At 69.9% G+C, this 4,556-nt stretch carries 4 protein-coding genes; 1 reads left to right on the top strand and 3 read right to left on the bottom strand.

Translation table 11 applies throughout. From position 1 onward, the window contains the following. Nucleotides 1-1,270: glycine--tRNA ligase (locus tag Q0P88_RS14005; protein ID WP_295014962.1), on the bottom strand; the 1,270-nt coding region annotated here is incomplete at its 3' end. Between the two features lie 254 nt (nucleotides 1,271-1,524). Here Q0P88_RS14005 and Q0P88_RS14010 point away from each other — a divergent pair. After that, complete coding sequence (locus Q0P88_RS14010; RefSeq protein WP_295014965.1) at nucleotides 1,525-2,901, top strand: peptide MFS transporter; 1,377 nt, start codon at nucleotides 1,525-1,527, stop codon at nucleotides 2,899-2,901. On the opposite strand, the gene Q0P88_RS14015 is transcribed toward Q0P88_RS14010, so the two are convergent. After that, nucleotides 2,882-3,748 carry an NAD-dependent epimerase/dehydratase family protein gene (locus Q0P88_RS14015; RefSeq protein WP_295014963.1) on the bottom strand — a complete coding sequence of 289 codons (867 nt, stop codon included), beginning with the start codon at nucleotides 3,746-3,748 and terminating at the stop codon, nucleotides 2,882-2,884. The genes Q0P88_RS14010 and Q0P88_RS14015 overlap by 20 nt on opposite strands. 104 nt (nucleotides 3,749-3,852) lie before the next feature. Further along, complete coding sequence (locus tag Q0P88_RS14020; RefSeq protein WP_295014964.1) at nucleotides 3,853-4,245, bottom strand: hypothetical protein; 393 nt, start codon at nucleotides 4,243-4,245, stop codon at nucleotides 3,853-3,855. Nucleotides 4,246-4,556 lie beyond the last annotated feature (311 nt).

The raw sequence follows: 4,556 nt of genomic DNA on the forward strand, positions 1-4,556 counted from the left end.
AGTCGACCGTGACGCAGAACGGGGTGCCGATCTCGTCCTGGCGGCGGTAGCGGCGACCGATGGCTCCGGCGTCGTCGAAGTCGATCGCCCAGTGCCCGCGGAGCTGATCGGCGACCTGACGGGCGAGGGGCGAGAGGCGCTCGTTGCGGGAGAGCGGCAGCACCGCGACCTTGACCGGTGCGAGGCGCGGATCGAGCTTCAGGACGGTGCGCACGTCGGTGCCGCCCTTGGCGTTGGGCACCTCCTCCTCGACGTAGGCGTCCACGAGGAACGCCATCATCGACCGGGTGAGCCCGAACGACGGCTCGATCACGTACGGGACGTACTTCTCGCCCGACGCCTGGTCGAAGTAGGTGAGCGAGGATCCGGACGCGTCGCTGTGGCTGGACAGGTCGTAGTCGGTGCGGTTGGCGACGCCCATGAGCTCGCCCCACTCCTTGCCCGCGAAGCCGAAGCGGTACTCCACGTCGATCGTGCCGGCGGAATAGTGGGCGCGATCTTCCTCCGGCACGTCGAAGCGGCGCATGTTGGCCGGGTCGATGCCGAGGTCGATGAACCAGTCCCAGCAGGCCTCGACCCAGTGCTCGAACCATTCCTGCGCCTCGGCCGGCGGCACGAAGTACTCGATCTCCATCTGCTCGAACTCGCGCGTGCGGAAGATGAAGTTGCCCGGCGTGATCTCGTTGCGGAACGCCTTGCCGACCTGCCCGATGCCGAACGGCGGCTTCTTGCGGCTCGCGGTGAGGACGTTCGAGAAGTTCACGAAGATGCCCTGCGCCGTCTCGGGGCGCAGGTAGTACAGGCCGGACTCGTCGTCGACGACGCCGAGGTAGGTCTTCACCAGGCCCGAGAACTCCTTCGGCTCGGTGTACTGGCCCTTCGTGCCGCAGTTCGGGCACGGGATGTCGGCCAGACCGTTCTCCGCGGGGCGTCCCTTGCGTGCCTCGAAGTCCTCTATGAGGGTGTCGGCGCGGAAGCGCTTGTGGCACTGCAGGCACTCGACGAGCGGATCCGTGAACGTCGCCACGTGACCCGAGGCCTCCCACACCCGCTTGGGCAGGATGATCGACGAGTCGAGGCCGACCATGTCGCCGCGCCCGCGCACGAAGGTCTGCCACCACTGGCGGCGGATGTTCTCCTTGAGCTCCGTGCCGAGAGGGCCGTAGTCCCAGGCGGAGCGGGATCCGCCGTAGATCTCACCCGCTTGGAACACGAACCCGCGGTGGCGGGCGAGGGCGATGACCTTGTCAAGACGGGACTGTTCGGCCACGGTGGCTCCAATGGTCGCGATGGTGCGGGGAAAGCGCGCAGAGAGGCGCCCATCAATCCTATCCGCGCCCGCCGCGCCCGCGTGGCGGGGGCGGTCCTCGCCCCGCGCCGCGATATGACAGGCGACACGCGGGCGACTACCGTCGAGGGGTGAACACCGCAGAGAAGACCTCCGGCTCCGACAGCACCGCGGGCGAGGGGGATACCCGGTTCTTCGGGCAGCCCTGGGCGCTCGTGCACATCTTCGGGGTCGAGATGTGGGAGCGGTTCAGCTTCTACGGCATGCAGGGCATCCTGCTCATCTACCTGTACTACTCGGTGTCGCAGGGCGGCCTCGGCATCCCTCAGTCCGTGGCGGGAGGGATCGTCGGCGCCTACGGCGGCGCGGTCTACCTCTCCACGATCCTCGGCGCATGGATCGCGGATCGGATCCTCGGATCCGAGCGCACACTGTTCTTCTCCGCGATCGTCATCGTCGCCGGGCACCTCTCCCTCGCCCTGATCCCGGGCGCTGCGGGCGTGGGGGTCGGTCTCATCCTCATCGCCTTCGGCTCGGGCGGGCTGAAGGCGAACGCGACCGCGGTGGTCGGCACGCTCTACGGACCGGACGACGTGCGCCGCGACGCGGGATTCTCGCTCTTCTACCTCGGGATCAACCTCGGCGGATTCCTCGGCCCGATCCTCACCGGCCTGCTGCAGTCCTCCCTCGGCTTCCATTTCGGCTTCGGCGCCGCCGCGCTCGGGATGACGCTCGGGCTCGTGCAGTACTCGTTCGGCCGTCGCGGCCTCCCCGCGATCGCGCACCACGTGCCCAACCCGCTCCCCCGGTCCCGTTTCGCCCTGGTCGGGATCCTCGCCGTCGTCGCGATCCTGCTCGTCGTCGTGCTCGTGCTGACCGGGGTGATCCGCCCCGACAACCTGTCGACGGTCGTGATCCTCGTCACCGCGGTGGCCGCGATCGCCTACTTCGCGGTGATCCTGTCGAGCAAGAAGATCGACCGCACCGAGCGCTCCCGCGTCTGGGGGTTCCTGCCGCTGTTCATCACGAGCGTGGCCTTCTGGTCGCTCTACCAGCAGCAGTTCACGGTGCTCACGGTCTACTCCGACGAGCGGCTGAACCGGAACCTCTTCGGCTGGGAGATGCCGGTCTCCTGGGTGCAGTCGATCAACCCGGTGTTCATCATCGTGCTCTCGGGCGTTTTCGCGGCACTGTGGACGAGGCTCGGACGCCGGCAGCCGACGACGCCCACGAAGTTCGCCCTCGCGGCGATCATCATGGGCGGCGCCTTCCTGCTGTTCCTGCCGTTCGCCGGCGGAGGGAAAAACTCCACGCCGCTGCTCGCGATCGTCGGGATCCTGCTCGTGTTCACGATCGCCGAGCTTCTGCTCTCGCCGATCGGACTCTCGGTCGCCACCAAGCTGGCCCCCGCGGCGTTCCACACGCAGATGGTGGCGCTGTTCTTCCTCTCGGTCGCACTGGGCACCGCTATCTCCGGCGCGGTCGTGAAGTACTACGACCCGAAGAACGAGGTGCCCTACTTCACGATCCTCGGCGGGATCGCGATCGTAGTCGGCATCGGGCTGCTGCTCTCCGTGAAGCCGGTGCTCGCGCTCATGAAGGACGTGCGCTGAGGTAGGTCCCGTCGGCGAGCTGATCGACCAGCGGGCGCGCGACGGGCTCCCAGCCCAGCTCGGCGCGCGGCTTGGCGCCCCGCGCCTGCTGGTCCAGGAGCAGCGCATCTGCGAGACCGTCTCCGAGGCGTTCCCTGCTCTCGGCGGGCGTCTCCTCTCGGACCGCCGCTGCCCCGTCACCGGCGGCGACCGCCTCGCCGAGTTCGCGCACCGTCGGGTTCTGACCCGATGCGGCGAGATACGTCTCGCCGGCGCCGCCCTGCTCCAGGGCTCGCACGTACAGCGCGGCGAGGTCGTCGACGTCGACCGTCGTCCAGTGCTGGCTGCCGTCGCCGATCAGCGTGACGGCGTCGGCGTCGTGATCGGTGAGGAGGCGGATCAGACCGCCGCCGCGGCCGTACACGATCGCCGGTGCGACGAGGATCCCGCGCACCCCGTCCGCGCCGAGCACCTTCTCCTCCCCCGCGCCGCGCCACCGGGTGAGAGCGGCACGGTCGAGAGGGGTCTGCTCGGTGAGATCGTCGCCGGCGCCGTAGCTCCAGATGCCGCCGGTGTGCACGAAGGGCTTGCCGGATCCGCCGATCGCGGAGAGCACGGCATCGATGAACGGTCCGTCGCCCTCCGGCGTCGACGCGGTGTGGATCACGCCGTCCGCCGCGTCGGCGGCGTCGCGCACCAGCGCGGCGTCGGTGACGTCGCCGACGAGCAGGGAAGCACCCGCCTGCTCCGCCGCACGCGCCTTGTCGGCGGCGCGGACGAGGGCCGTGACCTCATGCCCCTCCGCGAGGAGACGGTCGAGGACGGAGGAGCCGATGTACCCGGTCGCGCCGGTCAGGAGAACCTTCATAGAACTCGGGAACGCACGGGCGTGAGGAGTATTCCCCGTCGCGCCGTCCCCGCGCTTGTCCCCCGTCGCCCGGGAACGGACTCCTCCCGGCGGATCGGTGGCGCTCAGCGTGTGAGCGTGCGGCCGTCGGGATCGCCCGGCGCGGGTGGCCGGAGGCGGGAGGGCAGAGTCCAGGGCAGGTCGTACCGCGCCGTCGGCGGTCGCTGCATGTCGCCGAAGTCGTCGACCTTGACCGAGATCCGCGCTGCGCCCTCGGGGACGACCTCGACGATCCGCACCCGCAAGGGCTCGTCGCCCTGGCCGTCGAGGATCCACGGGTCCGCAAGCCATGCGATCCCGTGCGCCTCGAGCGCCTCCTCCGCGTCGAGCCAGTCCGTCGCGTCGGTGATCTCGCGCCCGAGCACGTCGACGGCCCGCCAGCTCTCGCCGTCCGGGCGGATCCAGCCGAGCAGTTCGCGATCGTCCCTGCGGTGCGGTGTCCAGTCGGCGGGGATCATGCGGCGAGCCTAGCCCGCGACGGACCCGGCCCTCGGTCGTTGAGCGAGGACGCGCAGCGCCCGAGACGAAACGCCCCCCCAACCGGGAACCCCGTTTCGTCTCGCTCCGCTCGCTCAACGACCCCGGAAGCTGCGCCCGCTCAACGACCCCGGAAAGTGCGCCCGCGCAGCGAACCCGCGGAGACACCACCCCGCCGGGGCTCCGCCCGGGGACGTTGAGCGAGGACGCGCAGCGCCCGAGACGAAACGCCCCCACCCGGGAACCCCGTTTCGTCTCGCTCCGCTCGCTCAACGACCCCGGAAGCTGCGCC

Source organism: uncultured Microbacterium sp., assembly GCF_945952435.1.
Lineage (GTDB): Bacteria > Actinomycetota > Actinomycetes > Actinomycetales > Microbacteriaceae > Microbacterium.